At 76.2% G+C, this 17,859-nt stretch carries 14 protein-coding genes and 1 pseudogene; 8 read left to right on the top strand and 7 right to left on the bottom strand.

The genetic code is table 11. The features are described from left to right. The first annotated feature begins 239 nt into the window (after positions 1–239). Positions 240–923, top strand: coding sequence for a glycerophosphodiester phosphodiesterase family protein (locus HZZ00_RS12965; protein WP_070026483.1), 684 nt, complete (start codon positions 240–242; stop codon positions 921–923). A 15-nt stretch (positions 924–938) separates the two neighbouring features. Here the strand turns inward: HZZ00_RS12965 and HZZ00_RS12960 are convergent, their stop codons facing one another. Beyond that, positions 939–1,481, bottom strand: coding sequence for a GNAT family N-acetyltransferase (locus HZZ00_RS12960; protein WP_180332316.1), 543 nt, complete (start codon positions 1,479–1,481; stop codon positions 939–941). 72 nt (positions 1,482–1,553) lie between these two features. Between HZZ00_RS12960 and HZZ00_RS12955 the strand changes: the two genes are divergently transcribed. Continuing rightward, positions 1,554–1,946 carry a VOC family protein gene (locus HZZ00_RS12955; protein WP_180332315.1) on the top strand — a complete coding sequence of 131 codons (393 nt, stop codon included), beginning with the start codon at positions 1,554–1,556 and terminating at the stop codon, positions 1,944–1,946. 128 nt (positions 1,947–2,074) lie between these two features. Here HZZ00_RS12955 and HZZ00_RS12950 read toward each other — a convergent pair whose 3' ends face one another. Together HZZ00_RS12950 and HZZ00_RS12945 are read right to left on the bottom strand one after the other, a co-directional pair. After that, positions 2,075–2,626 carry a MarR family winged helix-turn-helix transcriptional regulator gene (locus HZZ00_RS12950; RefSeq protein WP_180332314.1) on the bottom strand — a complete coding sequence of 184 codons (552 nt, stop codon included), beginning with the start codon at positions 2,624–2,626 and terminating at the stop codon, positions 2,075–2,077. After that, on the bottom strand, positions 2,623–4,287 hold the full coding sequence (locus tag HZZ00_RS12945) for an FUSC family protein (RefSeq protein ID WP_180332313.1): 1,665 nt from the start codon (positions 4,285–4,287) through the stop codon (positions 2,623–2,625). The genes HZZ00_RS12950 and HZZ00_RS12945 overlap by 4 nt, the downstream gene beginning before the upstream one ends. Before the next feature lie 189 nt (positions 4,288–4,476). On the opposite strand from HZZ00_RS12945, the gene HZZ00_RS12940 reads away from it, so the two are divergent. The 4 genes and pseudogenes from HZZ00_RS12940 to HZZ00_RS12925 all read left to right on the top strand — a co-directional run bounded on the left by HZZ00_RS12940 (position 4,477) and on the right by HZZ00_RS12925 (position 7,610). Then, the gene (locus HZZ00_RS12940; RefSeq protein WP_180332312.1) at positions 4,477–5,061 is read left to right on the top strand and encodes a DUF5134 domain-containing protein; all 585 of its coding nucleotides are present in this window, start codon (positions 4,477–4,479) and stop codon (positions 5,059–5,061) included. Positions 5,062–5,145: 84 nt separating this feature from the next. Next, entirely contained in the window at positions 5,146–6,081 is a 936-nt protein-coding gene (locus HZZ00_RS12935; protein WP_180332311.1) for a M56 family metallopeptidase, read from the top strand. A 40-nt stretch (positions 6,082–6,121) separates the two neighbouring features. Further along, positions 6,122–6,899 (top strand): annotated as a pseudogene (locus HZZ00_RS12930) (HAD-IA family hydrolase). 39 nt (positions 6,900–6,938) lie between these two features. Next, the gene (locus HZZ00_RS12925; RefSeq protein ID WP_180332310.1) at positions 6,939–7,610 is read left to right on the top strand and encodes a TetR/AcrR family transcriptional regulator; all 672 of its coding nucleotides are present in this window, start codon (positions 6,939–6,941) and stop codon (positions 7,608–7,610) included. 61 nt (positions 7,611–7,671) lie between these two features. Here HZZ00_RS12925 and HZZ00_RS12920 read toward each other — a convergent pair whose 3' ends face one another. Continuing rightward, positions 7,672–8,169 (bottom strand): DUF6214 family protein, encoded by a 498-nt coding sequence (locus HZZ00_RS12920; protein WP_180332309.1) that lies wholly within the window; start codon positions 8,167–8,169, stop codon positions 7,672–7,674. Positions 8,170–8,363: 194 nt separating this feature from the next. Here HZZ00_RS12920 and HZZ00_RS12915 point away from each other — a divergent pair, with 194 nt between their 5' ends. Beyond that, positions 8,364–9,698, top strand: coding sequence for an FAD-dependent oxidoreductase (locus HZZ00_RS12915; protein WP_180332308.1), 1,335 nt, complete (start codon positions 8,364–8,366; stop codon positions 9,696–9,698). A gap of 22 nt (positions 9,699–9,720) precedes the next feature. Here the strand turns inward: HZZ00_RS12915 and HZZ00_RS12910 are convergent, their stop codons facing one another. The 3 genes from HZZ00_RS12910 to HZZ00_RS12900 all read right to left on the bottom strand — a co-directional run bounded on the left by HZZ00_RS12910 (position 9,721) and on the right by HZZ00_RS12900 (position 15,718). Beyond that, the gene (locus tag HZZ00_RS12910) at positions 9,721–14,259 is read right to left on the bottom strand and encodes an HAD-IC family P-type ATPase (protein WP_374028523.1); all 4,539 of its coding nucleotides are present in this window, start codon (positions 14,257–14,259) and stop codon (positions 9,721–9,723) included. 10 nt (positions 14,260–14,269) lie between these two features. Further along, positions 14,270–14,782, bottom strand: coding sequence for a hypothetical protein (locus HZZ00_RS12905; protein WP_180332307.1), 513 nt, complete (start codon positions 14,780–14,782; stop codon positions 14,270–14,272). A gap of 174 nt (positions 14,783–14,956) precedes the next feature. Continuing rightward, positions 14,957–15,718: a PaaX family transcriptional regulator C-terminal domain-containing protein gene (locus HZZ00_RS12900; RefSeq protein ID WP_180332306.1), complete on the bottom strand. Its 762-nt coding sequence runs from the start codon at positions 15,716–15,718 to the stop codon at positions 14,957–14,959. Positions 15,719–15,789: 71 nt separating this feature from the next. On the opposite strand from HZZ00_RS12900, the gene HZZ00_RS12895 reads away from it, so the two are divergent. After that, complete coding sequence (locus HZZ00_RS12895) at positions 15,790–17,451, top strand: acyl-CoA dehydrogenase family protein (protein WP_180332305.1); 1,662 nt, start codon at positions 15,790–15,792, stop codon at positions 17,449–17,451. Positions 17,452–17,859: the final 408 nt, after the last annotated feature.

Here is a 17,859-nt window from a genome sequence, read left to right as displayed (position 1 = left end):
GGTCCGGCTGTCAGGGGCACGATCCGGCCTGTCAAGGACGCGGGGACTCGCCCACGCGCGGGTGATGTCATGGAGGGGTACCGGCCAGTCGCCGCCCGGGGCGTGCCCCCGAACGCCCGCGCACACGCGGGTTCATCGCGGGTCGGGGCCGTTAGGCTGCGAGCCTGCCCGCGCGGACGACGGCGTCCGCCCGTCGCCGCGCGCGTGCCGAGCCGCCGTCGACGGAAGCGAGTCGAACCTTGAACTTCCTTACCATCGGTCACCGCGGGGTCATGGGTGTGGAGCCCGAGAACACCCTCCGTTCCTTCGCCGCCGCGCAGCGGGCCGGCCTCGACCTGATCGAACTCGATCTGCACCTGAGCAAGGACGGCGCCCTGGTCGTCATGCACGACGCCGAGGTGGACCGCACGACCGACGGCTCGGGACCGATCGCCGAGAAGACCCTCGCCGAGCTGCGCGCGCTGGACGCGGGGCGCGGGGAACGGGTGCCGGTGTTCGAGGAGGTGCTGGACGCGGTGCCGACGCCGTTGCAGGCCGAGATCAAGGACGTGGCGGCGGCGCGGGCGCTGGCCAAGGTGATGCTGGAGCGGGACCTGGTCGGGCGGGTGGAGGTGTCCTCCTTCCACGACGAGGCGGTCGCCGAGATCGCGCGGCTGGTGCCCGGCGTGCGCACGGCGCTCATCGCCGGGCGTTACGGTCCGGAGGTGGTGGAGCGCGCCGTCGCCGTGGGCGCGCCGACGGTCTGCCTGAACATCCGCCGGCTCACCCTGGAGACCGTCGAGCACGCGCGCGCGGCCGGGCTGAGGATCATCGGCTGGGTGGTCAACACGCAGGAGCAGCTGCGGCTGGTCCGCGCGCTCGAACTGGACGGGGCGACCACCGACTTCCCCGAGATCAAGCGCACGGGCCGGTTCACCGCGTAGGGGCCGCGGCGGGACTCAGCCGAGCTTCTTGACCAGCAGCTCGAACTGGAGGTCGTCACGCCGCGGGATGCCGAAGCGCTCGTCGCCGTACGGGAACGGGGACATCCGTCCCGTGCGGCGGTACCCGCGGCGCTCGTACCAGGCGATCAGGTCCTCGCGTACGGAGATCACGGTCATGTGCATCTCGCTGACGCCCCAGTTCTCGCGGGCCTGCCGCTCGGCCTCGGCGATGACGGCTTTGCCGAGCCCGGCGCCCTGTTGGGTGGGGCTGACCGCGAACATGCCGAAGTAGGCGTGCTCGCCGCGGTGTTCGAGCTGGCAGCAGGCCACGATGCGGCCGTCCCGCTCGACCGTGAGCAACCGGCTGCCGGGCGACTTGATCACCTCGACGACGCCCTCCGGGTCGGTGCGCTGCCCCTCCAGGATGTCCGCCTCGGTGGTCCACCCGGCCCGGCTGTCGTCCCCGCGGTACGCCGACTGGATCAGCGCGACCAGCGCGTCCACGTCGGCGTCGGTGGCGTCTCGGAAGGTCAGGCCGGGGGCGGCGGCGCTGTGCATGAGGGCTGTTCTCCCATCTCGGGCGTGGCTGAGCCAGGGACGAGGGTAACTGTGCCACTAGGCTCCGCGTGCATGGTGCATGTGCTCAGCAGCCGGACACTCCTGCGACCCACCGACCCCGAGCGCTCCCGCGTCTTCTACGGCGAGCTGCTGGGGCTGCCCGTCTACCGCGAGTTCGGCACCGGCCCGGACCGCGGCACGGTCTACTTCCTCGGCGGCGGCTTCCTGGAGGTGTCCGGCCGCGGGACGGCGCCACCGTCGCCGGACGTGGCGCTCTGGTTGCAGGTCGAGGACGTCGGGGCGGCGCACGAGGAGCTGCGGGCGAGGGGTGTCGAGATCACGCGCCCGCCGGTGCGGGAGCCGTGGGGGCTGGTCGAGATGTGGCTCGCCGATCCGGACGGCACCCGGATCGTCCTGGTGGAGGTGCCCGCGGACCATCCGCTGCGGTACCGGGCGGGGATCTGAGGGCCGGTCCGCGGGCGCCCGGCACCGAAGAGCGGTGGTGCCGATCGGCCGGGGCGCAGAGCGGCGGCGGGTGAAGGGGCCGGGCCGCGCCCCTGGGGACGGCGTCGTCGCGCGTCCCCGGTTCGCGTTCAGCTCCCGGCGCGCAGCGCGCCCATCCGGCCCTCCAGGCGGGTCAGCAACTCGCCCAGCAGGGCGGCGAGGTCGTCCCGGCCCGTCGGGGCCAGGACCGAGAGGACCGCGGTCTCGTAGGCGAGCTGTTCGGGCAGGATGCCGTCGACCAGGTCGCGGCCCGCGTCGGTGAGGCGGACGTGGGCGACCCGGCGGTCGCGGGTGTCGCCGCGCCGCTCGACCAGGCCCCGCTCGGTCAGCTGCTTGATCCGCTTGGTGACGGCGGCCCCGGAGGAGAACGTCTCCCGGGCCAGCTCCCCCGGCGTCAGCTCGTGGCCGGTGCGTCGCAGCGCCCCCAGCAGGTCGAACTCGGCGCGGCTGAGCCCGGCCCGGCGCAGCGGCGCGTCCTCGGACTGCTGGAGCAGCGCGGCACACCGGTTGATCCGCCCGATGACCTCCATCGGCCCGGTGTCCAGGTCGGGGTGGACGGCCCGCCACTGCCGTACGACGGCGGCGACCGTGTCGGCCGTGGACGCCTCGTCCCGCGGTGGTGTGCCGTTCGTCGCCGTCATGGCCGTATGTCCTCCGTCGTCGTGCCCGAGTCCCGCTGCCGCGGCGCGAGCCCCTGGCGTCGCACCGTCGCCGCGAGCGTACGGTGTCCGGCCTGTTCGGCGAGCACGACCCGGTCCTCGGGCAGGGCGCGCTGCCACCACTCGCCGGCCGCGGCGTCCGCGGTGGCGCGCAGGTCGACGAGGGCGGCGGCGAGGGCGCGGCGGGCGTCGTCCAGGGCGCGGGGCGCCGGGTGCGGTTCGGCGAGCAGCCGGGCGGCGTTCTCGCGGGCGCGTTCCGCCGCGGTCAGCGCGTGTTCCAGGCGGTCGCCCGCGCGCCGGTTGGTGACGGCGATCGCCGCGACGAAGCCGACCAGCGCGCCGATGAGGGTGTCCACGACCCGGTCGGTGGCCAGCGTGGCCGGGTCCTGGAAGCGGGCGAACTCGGTGATGAGCAGTGCCATGGGGGTGACGCAGACGCTGCCCAGCCAGTAGTTGCGGCCGATCAGCGCCTCCGCGCCGAAGTTGAGGGCGACGCAGCACAGGACGAGCGCCATGGCGTTGAGGTGGGCGAGCGGGGCGAGGACGGCGAAGGCGAGGACGCCGACGAGGTTGCCGACGACGCGCTGGACGCCCCGGTGCCAGGTGAGGGTGACGTTGGCCTGGTAGAGGGAGGCCGCGGTGACCAGGGCCCAGTAGGGGCGGCCCACGCCGAGGGCGAGGGAGGCGTAGCCGGCGAGGGCGCAGCCGATCGCGGTGCGCGCGGCGATGGGGGCGAGCGGCGCGAGGCGGTGGCGCAGCGAGGGGCGCGGCTGGGCCCGCTCGGTGTCCACGCCGAGGAGTTCCCCGGCGTCCTCGCCGGGGAGGTCGAGGCGGAGGGTGCGGCGGCCGCCGCGCAGCTCGCCGGCCCAGGCGCGCAGCCGTGCGGGGTCGGCGTCGGCGGGGGCGGCGAGGGCGACCTCGGCGCGCACGAGGAGGCGTTCCAGGGCGCGCCGGGTGGGGTCCTGGCGGGCGCCCGCGGCCAGCAGGGACTGCCAGGCGGCGTGGATGGCGGCGGCGCTCGCGGCACGGGCCCGGGCATGGCCGTCGCCGGTGCCGTGGGTGTCGGCGTAGGCGGCGGTGGCGTTCAGGGCCTGGGCGGTGGCGCGGCGCTCGGGACCGTGCGGGCGCAGCAGTCCGGGCGCCATGCCGACCAGCCAGGACCAGGCGCCGGTGGCGAGGGCCAGTCCGACGTGGCCCGGCACCTGGCCGAGGGTCTGCGGGGCGAACAGGGAGGCGGAACTGATGAAGGTGAGGACCACGTTGCCCGGCGGGCCGACCCGGGTGGCGTCGCACACGGTCTTCTGCACGGCCGCCAGCAGCGCGCCGACGGTCACGAGGATGACGGCGTCGGAGGTGAGGGACGCCGTGACCAGGGCCGTCGCGACGCCGGCGAGCATGCCCAGCACCACCCAGACCAGGGTGCGGGCGCGGGCCGCGTAGGGGCGGTTGTGGGCGTAGAGGGCGCACAGCGATCCGGCCATCGTGTACATCGCGAGGTCGAGTCGCCCGAGCGCCAGCAGGATCAGGTTGGGCGGGGCGACCGAGGCGACCACGCTCAGCGCTGGCTTGAACCAGATGTCCGAGGGCCGGCCGAGGCGGAGCACCCCGGCGAGGGGAAGACGGAAGGAGGTCGCACTGCTCATGCATCAAATTTAGCATGTGTTTTATCTGTAAAACATATGCACGCCAGGGCCGCCGTTCCCGTCCGGCTCCCGCCCGCTCACCGGCCGCGCCCCCGTCAGCGCTCCCCGTGTACACCCTTGCGCTCGTATGCGCCCCGGCCCGGCCTGGGCATCGCATCCTCGACCGAACGTCGAGCCGTGGAGGTGGGCGTGCACGCACCGGTGTCGGCTGCCTGGCTGCTGGTCGCGCTGTGCGCGGCGACCGGGGCCTACTGCCTGCTGCGGCTGCGCAGCGCCTTCGAGGAGCAGCGGCGCTCCGCGGGCGGCGAGGCCCTGATGGGTTTCGGCATGGCGGCGATGGCCGTGCCGGCGGCGGTGTTCACACCGCCGCGGTGGGCCTGGCCGGTGTACGCGGCCGTCTTCGGCCTCGCGGCGCTGCGCGCGCTGTGGGCGGTCCGCCGCGACCGGCACCACCTGCACCACCTGGTGGGCGCGGCGGCGATGGTCTACATGGCGGCGGCGATGGCCGTGGCCCCGTCGGCCGTGCACCAGATGGACGGCATGGGCGGCATGGAGGTGGCCGGCATGTCCGGTGGTGCCGGGGTGCCCCTGGTGACCGGCGCCCTGCTGGTCTACTTCACGGGCTACGTACTGGTGACCGGCGCCCGTCTGGTGCCTGCCGCCGTCACCGTGGGCGGTCCCGCACCCGCGCGCTGGGGCGACCGTCCGGAACTGGCCCGCGCCTGCCGGCTGTCGATGGGGATCGGCATGATCGCGATGCTGCTGACGATGTGACGTGTGTGCGTGGCGCGTTGACTGCGTCACTTCGGCGTGAAGGACCGTACCGCCGGGCGGCCCCGCGCTCATAGGGTGCTGCCCATGATGGTCCCCGTGGCCCTGCTGCTGCTCGGCGTCCTGACCGCCGTCGTGGCCCCGCGTCTGCTCGCCCGCGCCGACTGGCCGGACCGTGAACCGGTCGTCGCCCTCTGGGCGTGGCAGTGCGTGGTGGCGGCCGTCCTGCTGTGCTGTGCGCTGTCGATGACCCTGAGCGCGGCCGCGGCCTGGCGGCCGGTGCGCGGACAGGTGTTCGCGCGGGCCCCGCACGCGGTCGTGGACGCCTACGCCCTCGGCACGGCGAGCCCCTGGGCGGCGGCCACCGCCGTGCTGCTGGCCGGCGCGGGCCTGTGGAGCGCGGCCATGCTGGTGCGGGAGGTCGTACGGTCCCGGGCGGGGCGGCGCGCGCGACGGGCCGAACTCCTGGTGCGCGCCCCGCTGTTGCCGGGCGAGGAGCCGAGGGGCGGCCGGCTGGTGGTGCTGGAGGGCGAGCGCCCGGACGCCTGGTGGCTGCCCGGTACGGCACCCCGGCTGGTCGTCACCACGGCCGCGCTGCGGCGCCTGAAGGGGCGGCAGCTGGACGCCCTGCTGGCGCACGAGAAGGGGCACGCGCGGGCCCGGCACGACTGGCTGCTGCACTGCTCGTCGGCGCTCGCGGACGGGTTCCCCCAGGTACCGGTGTTCGCGGCGTTCCGGGACGAGATGCACCGGCTGGTGGAGCTGGCCGCCGACGACATGGCCTCCCGGCGCTTCGGCCGGCTGACGACGGCGCTGGCGCTGGTCGAACTCAACGTGGAACGCGGCGTGTTCGGGCCGTGCCCCACCCCCGAGGCGCATGTTCCGCAGCGGGTGCACCGGCTGCTGACCCCGACCGACCGCCTCCCGGCCCTGCACCGGCTGCGGCTGACCGCGACGGCCGCGCTGGTGCCGGCGCTCCCGGTGCTGCTGACCCTGGTGCCGGGACTGCGGGCGCTGGGCTGAGATCCGTCGACTCACCTGTTGCGTCCGGCACATGGATGCCGTGAACGCCGTGCTGTTCGACTTCTCCGGGAGGCTGTTCCGCGTCGAGACCGCCGAGTCCTGGCTGCGCGCGACGCCGGACGGGACCGGATCGGCCCTGTCCGATGCCGAACTGCGGGCGGCGGCCGCGGCGTTGCAGGACGCCGGGGCGCTGCCGGGCGGCGCGCGACCGAAACGGGTGCCTCCGGAGTCGGCCGGCGTGGGCGCGCCGGGACGAGAGCGCGCGGCTGCACCGGACGGCGTACACGGGACTGTCCCGGCAGGTGCCGCTGCCCGCGCCCGGACTGTACGACGCGCTGTACGAGCGGCACATGTCCCCCGCCGCCTGGTCCCCCTACTCGGACGCCCACCAGGTGCTGCGCACCCTGCGCGAGCGCGGCGTCGGCGTGGGCGCGGTCAGCGACATCGGCTGGGACCTCCGGCCGGTCTTCCGCGCTCACGGTCTGGACGCGTACGCGCTGTCATACGAGCACGAGGTGCAAAAGCCGGACCCGCGGCTGTTCTCGGTCGCCTGCCGGGCGCTGGGCGCCGATCCGCACGAGACGCTGATGGTCGGCGACAGCAAGGAGGCGGACGGCGGCGCCGCGGCCCTCGGCTGTCGGGTGCGCTTCGTGGCGCACCTGCCCGTCGCGCTCCGTCCGGACGCGCTGCTCCCGTTCCCGGCCTGGTGTGATCCGCGCGGGCGCGCGGGCGGACGCGCACCGGCCGCCCGAGGTGATCCCCCGCGTCACCCCGAGCGGTCGGCGGCTCGGACCCGGACCTGGGGTCCGGCGCGTTGAGTATAGTTGGCTGGCAGCCAGTCAACGCAGGAGTCCAGCATGTCCCCGCGCAGCGCCTCGGTCAATGAAGAATTGCGAAGGCGTTCCCGGGAGCGGTTGCTCCAGGCGGCCGTGGAGCTGGTGGACGAGCGCGGCTTCGAGGCGACCACCCTGGGCGCCATCGCGGACCGGGCCGGTTCGGCCCGCGGGCTGGTGTCGTACTACTTCCCCGGCAAGCGCCAGCTGGTGCAGTCCGCCGTGCACCGGCTGATGCACCGCACGCTGGAGGAGGCGCTGGAGCGGCAGCCGCGCACCGAGGACGGCCGGGAGCGGCTGGCCCGGGCCATCGACGCGATCCTCGGGCTGGCCCGCGACCGGCCGGTGCTGATGCGCCAGCACATGGCGGGGCTGCTCCAGGCCGAGGGCTTCGTGGAGTGCCCGGAGCAGCGGCGGCTGTCGGAACTGCTCGGCGACACCGTCTCCCGGTACGGCTCCGAGGACGTGACGGCCGACTACCCGATGCTGCGCGCCGTGCTGATGGGCGCGGTGTACGCGGCCCTGGTCCCGGGCGTACCGATGCCCGTCCCGGCCCTGCGCGCCGAACTGTTCAAGCGGTACGGGCTGGACTGGGAGCTGGGTGTGCCACCGGAGCGCACGGGAGGCGCCGAAACCCCGGAACGCGACCTGTCACGCTTCTTCGCCACGGGGGAGCGCGCGCCGGGGGCCTCCTAGCCGGGCCCCCGGTACGAGCGTCCCCACGCCGTCCCGCGCGCCGGTCGCGTTCCCGGCGCCCCTACCGGCGGGCGTGCCTCGGCGTCAGCAGGCCCGCGTCCCTGGCCCGGGCGATCAGGCCGAGGGTGCGGCGGCGGCTGTGGCCGGTCGCCTGCATCAGGGCGAGCACCGGGTCGGCGCCGGACTCCTGGGCCGCGCGGTACGCGCGGGCGAGCAGCAGCCGGCCCTCGGTGCCGCGGGGCCAGGCGCGGCGGGCACGGCGGGCTCCCCGGCGCGGGGCGCCGGGCGGCCGACCGTCGTCCCCGGCCCGGTCGTCCCCGGCCCGGTCCACCGCGCGGAACGCCTCCAGCAGCGGTTCCTCGATCCAGTCCGCGAGCAGCGCGAGGTCGTCCAGGGAGAGGGCGGGGCGGGCCCGGACCTCCTCCACGGAGACGCACCCGGTGCCGCTCACCACGGCCAGCGCGTCCACTCCGGCGCCGTCCGGGAAGTCCAGCCGTACATGCAGCCAGGACAGGGCGCCGTCGTGCTCCCGCACCTCCCACGCGGGCCACACGGACACCGCGCCGTCCTCCGCGTTCCGATCGGAAAGATCAAGAAAGGATGCTTCAAGCACCCACGCAACGTAACCGGGCGCTCGCCCGCCATCCGGTGGGACACGCGTCCGCGTCACCCGGCGGGCCCTGCCGCCGGGGGTCCGCCGGGTGCCATGCTGGAGCCGTCCGCGCACTCTCCTTTCGCGTCAGGAGCACCGCCGTGCTGCGAGTCGCCGTCGTCGGATCCGGACCGAGCGGGTGCTACACCGCCCAGCACCTCGTCCAGCAGGACGCCGAGGTGTTCGTGGACGTGCTGGACCGGCTGCCGTGCCCGTACGGCCTGGTCCGGTACGGCGTCGCCCCGGACCACGAGAAGATCAAGTCCCTCCAGGCGAGCCTGCGCACGGTGCTGGAGCACGAGCGGGTGCGCTTCCTCGGCGGGGTCCGGGTGGGCGGGCCCGGCGGGCTGCCGGTGAAGGTGCTCCGCGGGCTGTACCACGCGGTGGTGTACTGCGTGGGCGCCGCCACCGACCGCCGTCTCGGCATCCCCGGCGAGGAGCTGCCGGGCAGCTGGTCGGCGACCGAGTTCGTGGCCTGGTACAGCGCGCACCCGGACGCGGCCGCCGCCGACTACCTGCGCGGGGTGCGCTCGGTGGTGGTGATCGGCGCGGGCAACGTGGCGGTGGACGTCACCCGGATGCTGGTGCGCGAGGCGGCCGAGCTGCGGCCGACGGACATGCCGCAGGCGGCGCTGGACGCGCTGGCGGCCAGCGGGGTCGCCGAGGTGCACATGGTGGCGCGGCGCGGTCCCGCGCAGGCCCGGTTCACCACCAAGGAGCTGCGCGAGCTGGGCACCCTGCCGGGCACCGAAATCGTCGTGGAAAAGGACGACTTGGCGCTCGACCCGATCGGCCCCGAGGCGCTGCCCGCGGTGCAGCGGCGCAATCTGGAGGTGCTGCGCGGCTGGGCGGAGCGGCCGTCACCCGGCGCCGGGCGGCACGTCGGGCTGCGGTTCTTCCTGCGTCCCGTGGAGCTGCTGGCGGACGGCGGCCGGGTGGGCGCGGTCCGCTTCGAGCGCACGGCACCGGACGGCCGGGGCGGGGTGACGGGCACGGGACGGTACGAGGAACTGCCGGCGCAGCTGGTGCTGCGCTCGGTGGGGTATCGCGGGGTGCCGCTGGAGGGGCTGCCGTTCGACGAGGCGAGCGGCACGGTGCCGCACACGGCGGGGCGGGTGGTGCGCGACGGTGCCGCGTCCCCCGGGGAGTACGTCGCCGGCTGGATCAAGCGGGGCCCCTCGGGGGTGATCGGCACCAACCGGCCGTGTGCCAAGGAGACGGTGGCCTCCCTGCTCCTGGACGCGCCCGCGCTGGCACGCGCCGACGTGCCGGCCGACCCGGTCGCGGCGCTGCGGGCGGCCGGGATCGAGCCGGTGCCCTGGGACGGCTGGCTGGCGATCGAGCGGGCGGAGACCGAGCTGGGCGCGCGGCTGGGCCGGGGTGTGGTGAAGCTGGCCGACTGGGAGACGCTGCTGGCGGTGGCCAGGTCCTCGTGACTCTCCGGCCCGGCGGCGGATCTCAGGTCGGCAGCAGCCGTACCACCGTCTCCTCCAGCCGGGGCAGCGCCCGCTGTCCCGCCAGCGCCAGCCCGATGGCGGCGACCACGCCGCCCCAGGCGACGGGGCCGAGCGGGGTGCAGCCGAAGGCGCGGCTGAGGACGGGGGTCTGGACGACGGCGACGAGGGCCGCGGCGGAGCCCAGCGAGGTGAGCTGCACCAGCCGGCTGTCGCGCCGGTCGAGGAGGGTCTGCACCAGCTGGGTGCCGACCACCCCGCACAGCGCCATGGTGCTGGAGCGGCGGGCGGTGCCCGGGGTGAAACGGCCGATCAGCCAGGCCGTGAGCGCGCCCAGACAGGTGGTCGTGGCACGGTGCCGGATCTGCCGCAGCAGCGGGTCGCCCAGCACCCCGGCCGCCTCCTCGACATGGGCGAGGTCCGCTTCGCCCTCCTTCTCGGTGACGGCCACCGCCATCGACGGGAACAGGTCGGTGAACAGGTTGACCATGAGCATCTGCCGGGTGGACAGCGGCGCCCGGCCGGACAGCAGGGTGCCGATGAGGCCGAAGGCCACCTCGCCCGCGTTGCCGCCGATGAGGATGGCGATGGCGTCGGCGACGCTGTGCCACAGGGCGCGGCCCTCGCCGATGGCGTCGATCAGCACCGTCAGGTCGTCGTCGGTCAGCACGATGTCGGCGGCGTTGCGGGCGGCGGCCGAGCCCCGGGCGCTGATGCCGACGCCGATGTCGGCGGCGCGGATGGCCGCGGCGTCGTTGGCGCCGTCGCCGACCATGCCGACCACCCGGCCCGCGTCCCGCAGCGCCTCGACGACCTGGAGCTTCTGCTCGGGCGCCACCCGGGCCACCACGCCCGCGTCACGCAGCATCCGGGCCCTGGACGCCCGGTCGGCCGCGGCCAGTTCGTCGCCGGTGACCACCACGGTCTCCTCCGGCCAGCCCAGTTCGGCGGCGATGGCGCGCGCGGTCTGCGGGTGGTCGCCGGTGAGCACGACGGGCCGTACGCCCGCCTCGTGCAGCCCCTTCACCAGCGCCGTCGAGGTGTCGCGGGGCACGTCGGACAGCGCCAGCACGCCGGTGAACTCCAGTTCCTGGAGCGGTTGTTCGAGTACATCGGACGGGTCGTCGCCGGGGTCGAGCCGGCGTTCGGCCACGGCGAGGACGCGCAGTCCCGAACCGGCCAGTTCCTGGGCCGCGTTGGCGGCCCCGGCCGGGAGTCCGGCGCAGGCGGGCAGCACGGTCTCCGGGGCGCCCTTGACCACGAGGAGGCGCGGTCCGTCACCGCTCTGTCCGACGGCGGCCGCGTAGCCGCGGGCTGCCTCGAAGGGCAGGCCCGCGAGCTGGGTCCACGCCCGGTCGGGCCCGGCGGCGTCCAGGACGGCCTCGTCGGTGGCGTGCACCGGCCGGTCGGAGCCGCCGTTGGTGCGGGGACAGGCCCGCGCGGCGGCCCGTACGGTGTCCGCGGAGCCGGTGTCGGCGGCGGCGCGCACGGTTCCCTCCGCGTCCGAGACCCGCACCAGGCGCAGCCGGTTCTCGGTGAGGGTGCCGGTCTTGTCGAAGCAGATGGTGTCCATCCGGCCGAGCGCCTCCAGGGTGCGCGGGGTGCGCACCAGGACGCCGTCGCGGCTGAGCCGCCGGGCGGCCGCCAGCTGGGCGACCGTCGCCACCAGGGGCAGCCCCTCGGGGACCGCGGCCACGGCGACCGCCACTCCCCCGCTGACCGCCTCGCGGATCGGGGTGCCGCGCAGCAGCGCCAGGCCGGTCACGGCGGCGCCGCCCGCCAGCGTCAACGGCAGTGCCTTGCGGGTGAGTTCCTGGAGGCGGGCCTGGACCCCGGCCGCCGGGGGCGTGCGCGCGGCGAGGTGGACGGCGCGGGCGGCCTCGGTGTGCTCGCCGGTGTCGACCACGACGGCCCGCGCCTCGCCCGCCACCACGGTCGTGCCCTCGAAGACCATGCAGCTGCGGTCGGCGACGGGCGCGTGCGGGGTGGGATCGGTGTCCTTCTCCACCGGCAGGGACTCGCCGGTCAGCGCCGACTCGTCCACCTCCAGGCCGTCCTGCCACAGCAGCCGGGCGTCGGCGGGCACCACGTCGTCGCCCTTCAGCTGGATCACGTCGCCGGGCGCGAGCTTGCCCGCCTCCACGGTGCGGGTACCGCCGGCCGGGGCCTCCTCCTCGGGCGGCACCACCCGGGCCTTGCGCTTCTGGTCCGCGACCAGACCCGACAACGCCCGTTCGGCGCGCAGCCGTTGGACGCCGCCGACGAGGGCGTTCAGGTCGAGGGCACCGACGACGAGCAGGGCGTCCACGACCGAGCCGAGGATCGCGGAGGCGGCCGAGCCGACCGCGAGGACCGGGGTGAGCGGATCGTGCAGCTCGCCGCGGACGGCGCTGCCCAGCTCGTAGGTCCAGCGGGCCGGGGCCACCAGCGGATGCCGGTACACCCCTTCGGCCGCGGTGCGCACCCGAGCGGTGAGGGCGCCCAACGGGGTGCTTTCCTCGGCGGGTTGGTGTTCGAGGCGGTCCCGGGCCTGGTCCGGGTCGAGTTCGTGCCAGTGCACCCGGGGCCGCGGGTGCGGGGCGCGGGCCAGTGCCACGCCGAGCGCGGCGCGGACGCCGGAGAACAGGGCGGTGGCGGCGCCGGCGTCGACGGGCGCGTGCCGCAGCCCCGGCAGCATGGCGAGGCGCCCCCGGCCGCCCTTGGCCTCGCCGACGGCCACGAGCAGTCCGGACAGCGCGGCGCCGGAGCGGGCCATGGTCTGGGCGCGGCGGCCGACCGCGCGGGCCGCGGGTATCGCGGTCAGCACCCGCCACACGTCGGGCAGCCCGTGCAGGGCCAGGATGTCGGCGCCCCACACCACGGCGCCGTCCCGGTCGGTGAGGGCGACGGCGACATCGCTGCCACGCAGCGCGGCCAGGACGTCGCTCTCGTCGGCCGAGCGCACGCGGGCCACCGTGAGGACGGCGTCCGCCTCGCGGCGCGCCTCGTAGACCACGTCGTCCAGCGGGCGGCGGGCGTCCACGACCTGGTCGGCGAGGCCGGTGAAGTCCTCCAGGGCGGGGTCGTCCACGAGGACCACCCTGAGCCCGGCGCGGCGGGCCGCGTCCAGCACCGGTTCGGCCCACGGGTCGGCCTCCCCGTCCGGGCCGCGCAGCGCACCGCAGTGCAGCACGACGGTGCCCGCCATCTCCAGCTGGCGCAGCCGGTCCGGGTCGCGCACCAGCACCCCGGCCCGGGAGAGGGCGGCGCTGAGCACGGCGTGGAAGGCGGCGGGGCCGTAGCGGGCGGCCTTGGGCGAGCCGGCGAGCACCGCCTCGGCGGCCTCCGCCACGTCGTGCTTGACCAGCAGTGTCGCGGCGGCGCCCAGCACGCTGCCCGCGGAGGCGTGTGCCGCGTACTCCTGGGCGGGCGACTCCCGCAGTGGCGGGCGGGGCTCGGCACCGGGCGCGAGGCTGACGCGGCCGGGGGCGCACAGGTCGTCGTGCACGGCGTCGAAGGCGGCCGCGCGAGCGACGGTCTCGGCGACCTGGCAGGTGCGCAGGGCGCCGTCGAGCAGGAGCGAGGCCGGGGTCTGCCCCGCGCCGTGCACGGCGGCGTTGGCGGCGGCCAGGACGAGGTCCATCCGGGCGGGGCCGAGACGGGTGCGCAGCCAGGCGCGGAAGCGCGGGTTCTCCCGCAGCAGCGTCACCACGGCGGTCACCATCCGGGGCGAGGGCGGCAGCCGCAGCGCGTACCCGGCGAGTGCGAGGGCGATGCCCAGCGCGTCGGCCGACAGGGTGGCCACGGCGGTGCGCACCCCGGCGGGGTCGGCCGGGTGGGTGGTCTCCTCCACGTCCGCTGCGGCCAGTTCGAGCCCGTGGTGGGCGGCCAGTTCCGCGGCGCGTGCGAGGACCTCGTCACCGGCCTCCTCCTCGGTGGCGCTCACGACCAGCCGGCCCAGCCCCTCGTCCCAGTAGGCGAACAGGACGTCGGGCCGCTCGGCGAGGGCGGCGGCGACACGGCGGGCCAGGTGGGCGGTGCGGGCGCGGCCGTGGGGTGCGGCGGGCGGGGGTTCCGTGCCCGGAGGGGGTGCGGCGGGCGGGGGTTCCGTGTCCCCGAGGGGCCCGGGGCTCGGAGGCGTGGGGTCCGCCGGGTGCTCGTGGGCCGAGGGGGGCTCGGGCCGCCCGGCGGGGGGCGTCGTGCCGGCCGTGCCTTCCGGCCCGGTGGGTGCCGTGCCCGTGCCCGGCGCGGAGGGTGCCGTGCCGCCGACGCGTTCGTGTGCCGGGGGCGGCTCCGCGCAGTCGCCGGGCTCGGGCGGCAGGGGGCGCAGCGCGAGGTGGGTGCGGGTGCCGGAGCGCCAGTGGTCGTCGCCGCCGGGCAGGGTGTTGCGGGCGACGCGGGCGACCCACACGGCGGCGTCCATGCCGCGCACGCCCGCGCGCGCCGTCCCCGCGGCCGCCCCGGCGGCGACCCCCACGGCGGGCGCGGAGGCACGGGCGAGCAGCCGCGGTGCCGCGGGCAGCAGCCGGAGGGTGGCTCGCGGCACGGTGAACAGACCGGGCAAGGGGCCCTCCTCAGCGGGTGGTGCGGTCGGGGCGTGCGGTGGGACCGAGGGGCCCGGTCATCTTCTTGGGGGCGTCGGCGCCCGGTGCCTCGTCCTCGCCGGTGTGCCCGTGCCCGTGCTTCTTCCCGTGTCCGTGTTCCTGCCGGTGCCCGTGTCCGTGTTCGGGCCCGTGTTCGTGGGTCTCGGGGCCGGACCGCAGTGCGGCGGTGCCGAGATCGTGCGGGCGCTGTGCCGTCTCCTCCAGTGGTGCCGCCGCCTCCCGCTGGGCGGGCCGGGGCTGGGTGAGCCAGGCCACCGCGGCGCCGGTCAGGGCCACCGGCCACTCCACCACGCCCGCGGCGCCGAGCACCCCCGCGCCGGCGTACACCGCGATGCGCCGTCCGCGCGGGGAGACCGCGCCCACCTTGTCCAGGGTTTCCTCCGCGGCCCTGCCCACCGCCGGGGCGCCGGGCACCTTGCGCAGCACCGACGCGGCACCGCGCAGGGGCGCCGTGAGGACCGACGAGTCGTTCCGCTCAGCCATGACTCTCCTCGGGTGAGATCGTCCTCCTCGCCCCACCGAGTGCCCGCGACCGGCCTGGTCATCCTCCTGATTCCCGCTGCCTCCCGCCGACTCCAGCAAACGCCCTGCGCGCCGCCCGCGCCACCCGTACGGCAGGGGTCCGGGCAGCCGGCGGCCGCCGCGGTCCGCGGGCCGTCACGCCTCGCCCCGGTCCCGCCAGCCCGCCGCGGCGGCCACCTCCCGCCGGTACTCGGCATAGGCCGTGCGCAGCGCGGGGCCCGGCCAGTCGGGGGGCAGGAGGGCGGGCGGGAGGACGGGGTCGCCCAGGAGATGGCGCACGATCGCCGCGAAGGCGGTGAGGCGTTCGGCGGGGCCGGGCGCCGCGGCCGCGTGGGCGAGCAGGGCGCGGGCGGTGGCCGCCCAGCCGTCCAGCGGCCACAGACGGGCGACCAGGTCCTGCGCCGGCTCGTCGGGACGGGCGGTGTACGACCCCGCCACCTCGCGCAGTCCGTCGGGCAGGCGCCGTTCGAGGTTGGCCGGGCGCAGCCAGACGCCCTCGCGCAGTTCGGCCAGGCGCAGAGCGGCCAGCCGGGCGCGCAGCTCGGCGCGTTCGGCGGGACCGCGTCCCGTCGCCGTGATCACCACCATCTCCCAGTCGCCGTGCCACGCGCGGGTGCCGGGGTGGATCGCGTCGTCCTGCCGGCGCTGACGGGCGAGCAGCCGGTCGCTGAGCCCGTAGACGGCGTCGGTGCGCCACAGGTCGCCCGCGGCCACCATCCGGCTCAGGGCGGCCCGCAGCGTGGAGCCGCCGACGCCGAAGGGTTCGACCAGCCGCAGGAGGTCCTTCACCGGCAACTGCGGCGGGTGCACGGCGAGCAGCATGCTCAGCACGGCCGACCGTGCGGACAGGGACCGCAGGCCGGCCGCCCGGGGCCCGGCCGACTCGTTCACGCGCATGGGCACGTACCTTACGTCCGCGGCCATATTGCACTGTTGCTACAGTCGCAGGCAAAGCGCAACATGGCCGTATGGTCGCCGCAGACGCACAGAGGCCCGCAGGGTCCGCCACGCACGACGTCACCAACCAGCCCCCGCCGCTGGTCCCCTACGACGCCTCCGACGACGCCGCCCTCCTGGAGGGGCTGCGCCGGGAGGGCGCCGGGTGGGCCGAGGAGGACGTCCGCCGCCTCGGTGTCCGGGCCGGCAGCGCCGAGGCCCAGGAGTGGGGCGAACAGGCCAACCGCCACGAGCCGGTGCTGCGCACCCACGACCGCTACGGCCACCGCGTCGACGAGGTGGAGTTCCACCCCGGCTGGCACCACCTGCTGCGCACGGCGGTGGGGGCGGGCCTCGCCGGTTCGGCCTGGGCGGACGAACGGCCCGGCGCCCATGTGGCCCGTACGGCGGGCGGGCTGGTGTGGGGGCACACGGACACGGGGCACGGCTGCCCGACCTCGATGACGTACGCCGCCGTGCCCACGCTGCGCGCGCAGCCTGAGCTGGCCGAGATCTACGAGCCGCTGCTCACCAGCCGGGAGTACGAGCCCGGGCTGCGGGTGCCGACCGGGAAGCGCGGGCTGCTCGCCGGGATGGGGATGACCGAGAAGCAGGGCGGCTCGGACGTCCGTACCAACACCACGACGGCCACGCCCACCGGCGAGCCCGGCGTGTACACGCTGCGCGGGCACAAGTGGTTCACGTCGGCGCCGATGTGCGACGTCTTCCTGGTGCTGGCGCAGGCCCCCGGCGGGCTGTCCTGCTTCCTGGTGCCCCGGGTGCTGCCCGACGGCAGCCGCAACGCCTTCCGCATCCAGCGCCTCAAGGACAAGCTGGGCAACCGGTCCAACGCTTCCTCGGAGCCGGAGTTCGACCGGACCGTGGCCTGGCTGGTGGGCCCCGAGGGGCGGGGGGTGAAGACCATCATCGAGATGGTCAACTGCACCCGTCTGGACTGCGTGATGGCCACGGCGACGCTGATGCGAAGGACGCTGGTGGAGGCCGGTCACCACGCCGGGCACCGCACCGCGTTCGGCGCCCGGCTGCTCGAACAGCCGCTGATGCGCCATGTACTGGCCGATCTCGCGCTGGAGTCGGAGGCGGCGACCACGCTCACGCTGCGGCTGGCCGGGGCGGCGGACCGGGCGGTGCGGGGGGACGACGGTGAACGCGCCTTCCGGCGGATCGCCACGGCCGTCGGCAAGTACTGGGTGACGAAGCGGGGGCCGGCCTTCACCGCGGAGGCCCTGGAGTGCCTGGGCGGCAACGGGTACGTGGAGGACTCCGGCATGCCCCGGCACTACCGGGAGGCCCCGCTGCTGTCGATCTGGGAGGGCTCGGGCAACGTCAACGCGCTGGACGTGCTGCGCGCCCTCGGCCGGGAACCGGTCAGCGCGGAGGCGCTGTTCGCCGAGCTGGCGCTCGCGCGCGGTGCGGACGCCCGCCTCGACGCCGCCGTGGCCTCCCTGAAGACCGAGCTGGCCGGGGCGGACCAGTTCGGCGCCCGCCGGCTGGTCGAGCGGACGGCGCTCGCCCTCCAGGCCGCCCTGCTGGTCCGCCACGCCCCGCACGCGGTCGCGGACGCCTTCTGCGCGTCCCGCCTGGGCGGCGACTGGGGCCATGCCTTCGGCACCCTCCCGGCCGGCACCGACGTCGACACGATCCTGAACCGCGCACTGCCCGGCCTCGCCTGACGGAGTCGGGGAGACCCGCGGCTGCTCGACGGCCCGCCCCGCGGACCGGGGACGGGGCCGGCGGGGCGCCGGGCGAGCGAAGACCGCGGGTCCCGCACGCCGCCCCGTCCGCGATACTGCCGACGTACGCCCTGCCGCGCGTCGGGCGGCAGGGCGTACGTCCTGGGGCGCCGGGAACGGGGGGCAGACGGGCGCCGGGGGCGGGCGGCGGAACGGGCGTCGGAGGACGGGTGCGGAGCGGGCGGGGCGGCCGAGGGTGCGGCGCCGCGTCGGCAGGCGGCAGGCGGCAGGCGGCAGGCGGCTGATCGTGGGGCGCGCGGCGGCGCACGGCGGTGCGGTGTCGGGACACGGCAGGCGGCAGCTTGCGGTGCGACGGCGCGATGACGGGAGACAGCAGACAGCAGATGC

The sequence above is a fragment of the Streptomyces sp. NEAU-sy36 genome, from assembly GCF_013423905.1.
In the GTDB taxonomy this organism is placed as follows: domain Bacteria; phylum Actinomycetota; class Actinomycetes; order Streptomycetales; family Streptomycetaceae; genus Streptomyces; species Streptomyces misionensis.
This window is presented reverse-complemented; position numbering and strand designations above follow the sequence as displayed.

Coding starts and splice junctions, on each gene's coding strand:
- HZZ00_RS12925 (WP_180332310.1), top strand. CDS start 6,939: ATGTCCCCGCGCAGCGCCTCGGTCAATGAAGAATTGCGAAGGCGTTCC.
- HZZ00_RS12905 (WP_180332307.1), bottom strand. CDS start 14,782: ATGGCTGAGCGGAACGACTCGTCGGTCCTCACGGCGCCCCTGCGCGGT.
- HZZ00_RS12895 (WP_180332305.1), top strand. CDS start 15,790: ATGGTCGCCGCAGACGCACAGAGGCCCGCAGGGTCCGCCACGCACGAC.
- HZZ00_RS12950 (WP_180332314.1), bottom strand. CDS start 2,626: ATGACGGCGACGAACGGCACACCACCGCGGGACGAGGCGTCCACGGCC.
- HZZ00_RS12955 (WP_180332315.1), top strand. CDS start 1,554: ATGGTGCATGTGCTCAGCAGCCGGACACTCCTGCGACCCACCGACCCC.
- HZZ00_RS12945 (WP_180332313.1), bottom strand. CDS start 4,287: ATGAGCAGTGCGACCTCCTTCCGTCTTCCCCTCGCCGGGGTGCTCCGC.
- HZZ00_RS12935 (WP_180332311.1), top strand. CDS start 5,146: ATGATGGTCCCCGTGGCCCTGCTGCTGCTCGGCGTCCTGACCGCCGTC.
- HZZ00_RS12900 (WP_180332306.1), bottom strand. CDS start 15,718: ATGCGCGTGAACGAGTCGGCCGGGCCCCGGGCGGCCGGCCTGCGGTCC.
- HZZ00_RS12960 (WP_180332316.1), bottom strand. CDS start 1,481: ATGCACAGCGCCGCCGCCCCCGGCCTGACCTTCCGAGACGCCACCGAC.